This is a genomic window from Pedobacter agri PB92 (genome assembly GCF_000258495.1).
Classification (GTDB): domain Bacteria; phylum Bacteroidota; class Bacteroidia; order Sphingobacteriales; family Sphingobacteriaceae; genus Pedobacter; species Pedobacter agri.
The window spans coordinates 1-1,038 of sequence record NZ_AJLG01000335.1 but is presented as its reverse complement, the minus strand read 5'-3'; the positions used below and the strand labels follow the sequence as shown (position 1 = coordinate 1,038).

The 1,038-nt window shown below is 40.7% G+C and carries 2 protein-coding genes; both read right to left on the bottom strand.

Going from position 1 to position 1,038, the window contains the following annotated elements:
• Positions 1-518, bottom strand: a 518-nt coding sequence (locus tag ON09_RS23745) for a hypothetical protein (RefSeq protein ID WP_010603564.1), incomplete at its 3' end; no start/stop codon positions are given.
• A 26-nt stretch (positions 519-544) separates the two neighbouring features.
• Positions 545-1,038 (bottom strand): DUF4256 domain-containing protein (locus tag ON09_RS23740; protein ID WP_010603563.1); only part of this gene is annotated, 494 nt, incomplete at its 5' end.

Here is a 1,038-nt window from a genome sequence, read left to right as displayed (position 1 = left end):
ATGCTTAGTGTGCCGAAATCTTTAGCAGATAATTTATCCCGATTGAAAATATGAATGTAGGCAAGCTTTGCTGTTAACCTTTGCGATTTTGAAAAATAAAAGCCAAATGTGGGTTTAATGCCTAATAAAACTTGATCACCAATAAAACTCGGACCTGCAGCTATAATGGTGTAAATCTCAGGAATAGGGGAGAAAGTAGTGCCGGCAAACACGTTTATCATTTTATTCACAGTATGATCTTGTGTTGGAAAACTGCCATCTGGGCTTAGCCTCAATACCTTATCGTCTTCCAGATACCAGTCTGCGGTAATTTCAAGCATAGGTTTTAGTTTAGTTTTTGTGTTGGCCGTTGCCTGCATTCCTAATCCAAAACCCCAGGGATTATTGCCTTTGGTTTGGTCGGAAAGCGTTTTGTTGTACTGGGAAAAGAGATAAAGTGAAACTTTTCGCGGCACCTGGCTAAACGCCGGAGAAAATACAAAACTAAAAAATGAGAATAAGATAATTTTTCTGAGCATAAATTTATTGTTAGGTATAAAGCGTACTAAATTTTCAATACACCACGAAAGCCTCTGGCGCCGTAGTAAGATTCTGCTCCGTTGTGGTAAGTAAACACTTTACCATATCGTCGGTCGCAGAAGATAGCGCCACCAAGTTTTCTGATATCTTCCGGGGTCTTCACCCAGCTTGATGTTTTTAAATCAAATTTGTCCAGTTGCTGTAATTGCCGATATTCGTCTTCGGTAAGTATTGCAACGCCCATTGCTTTTGCTGCCCCGAGAGCGTTATTTTGAGGCTTATGTTCTTTTCTTGATTCCCAGGCATCGCGATCATAACAAAAACTTCTCCTTCCTTTAGGACTTTCGGCGGCACAATCGAAGAAAATATATTCGCCTGTATTATCATCAATAGCTACTACATCTGGCTCACCACCGGTTGCTTCCATTTCATCTAGCGACCATAATTTCTCAGGATGAGCTTCAAGCCTTGCCTGTACATCATCCCATGAGATATGTTCATGGCGATGCTTGTTTTTTC